The 1507-nt window shown below is 56.5% G+C and carries 3 protein-coding genes; all 3 read left to right on the plus strand.

Features of this window, described 5'->3' with window-relative positions; all coding sequences use genetic code 11:
• Positions 1–768 (plus strand): hypothetical protein (locus CW742_RS12675; protein ID WP_292420913.1); only part of this gene is annotated, 768 nt, incomplete at its 5' end.
• A complete protein-coding gene (locus tag CW742_RS12680; RefSeq protein WP_292420916.1) occupies positions 765–1178 on the plus strand; it encodes a hypothetical protein in 414 nt (137 codons plus the stop codon). The genes CW742_RS12675 and CW742_RS12680, both read left to right, overlap by 4 nt.
• Complete coding sequence (locus CW742_RS12685; protein ID WP_292420919.1) at positions 1175–1465, plus strand: hypothetical protein; 291 nt, start codon at positions 1175–1177, stop codon at positions 1463–1465. The genes CW742_RS12680 and CW742_RS12685 overlap by 4 nt, the downstream gene beginning before the upstream one ends.
• The last annotated feature ends 42 nt before the right edge of the window (positions 1466–1507 follow it).

Consider the following 1507-nt stretch of genomic DNA (forward strand, 5'->3'; position numbering starts at 1 on the left):
GTGCTGTTCCATGACGTACCAGTACGGGTTGTCAAGCGCAGCAAGGAAGCTATGTTTCCGGTCGTGGATATCGCGGGGGCATTGGGATATGATAGGCAGTCACTTCATGATATCCTGAATCGCAATTCTGCACTCTTCGTCGTATTCAGGCGGGAGGGTGTTACACTGACCGGCTCAAACCCCTTCAAATATACGTGCCTAACCCGCGATGGAGTCATCGCGCTGCTTTCAAAAATTGACTACCTGCGTATCAAGGACCCGGCCAAGCGCCAACGCATTATCGAGTTCCAGCGCTGGGCAGCGGAGACACTTGGCAAAGTGATGGACGGCGACCTCAAATCCGGTCAGCCCTGGTTCGAAGTGTTCCAGAAGAACGTCAGTGTAGCTCAATTCCTCCACCGATACCTTGGTATCGATTACTACGATGCAATCACGTTTGCAATTTCCCGAACCGAACGCGAGACGGGTGAAGACCTCTCCGGATATATCCGGCTCATTGAAGAGACAAAATCTCTCCGGGATCTGCAAGGGCCGGTCGAATTCGTATCCACGGAAGATCTTGCCCGCAAGATGGGATGCTCGGTCCGTGAACTCTGCGACCGGTTGTATCTCGGGGGATTCACCCGGCGTTCCGGCAGGACCGTGAACAACCTGACTGAAAAGGGGCGACGGTGGGGCAAAGAGAAGCCATACGATCAACATGACGTTTTTCTCTGGGATACCCGCATCATGCCGCACATCCCGTCCTGGTGGGGGTCGTCAGAATGAGCGACGCTCTTGCCACACCCCAACAGGATCCGCCTTTCATTCGTTATGGGTGCCTCGGCTGCCTGATGTCGCAGCCGGCCGGCCACTGTATCTGCGGCAACGAGATCGGCGACGAGTATTGCCTGCGTGACCGCAAGCTGAACACCAGGGCCACTGAAGAGTGCCTGCGGAAAGGCTGCCTGTCGGCGATGTATGTCGAGAACCGCACGCTGGTTTGCGCGCACATCTCGAAGACCTGCGAAGGTATCGACCGGCTTGGCAATTCCCTGGGTACCCTGATCAGGACCCGGGCGATTGCCGAGGTAATTGATGCAGAGAAGGCCAACGAGAGCCTGCGGATCATCAGGGTGCTGAAATCCCGGCGGCATCCATCCGGGGCTATCGTTACTGAGGAGGCGGTGTCATCTTGACCGACCGGACAAACGTGATCACCGTCACCCAGGAAAACCTGGACTGGATCAATGCGAACGTGCCGGGGTCCAGTAAGCAGAAGCGGCTCGAGGAGCTGCTCCGATTCTACAAGGAGCGGAACGCGATTCCTGTCGTGAAGCTCTCCCAATCCGAATACACGAAACTTCAGGTATGGGCGAAGCAGGACGATATATCAGTTGCTGAAGCCCTTCACCGGATCCTCGATACAGTCCGGATTGCAAAGGAAGGCGCCGGAACTGCCCCGGCATCAATAGAGGTGGACTGATGGCCGAAGCCGTATCTGCGCCTCATGCGCCATCTACCGGTC

Origin of the sequence: Methanoregula sp. (assembly GCF_002835825.1) — an archaeon.
Classification (GTDB): Archaea; Halobacteriota; Methanomicrobia; order Methanomicrobiales; family Methanospirillaceae; genus Methanoregula.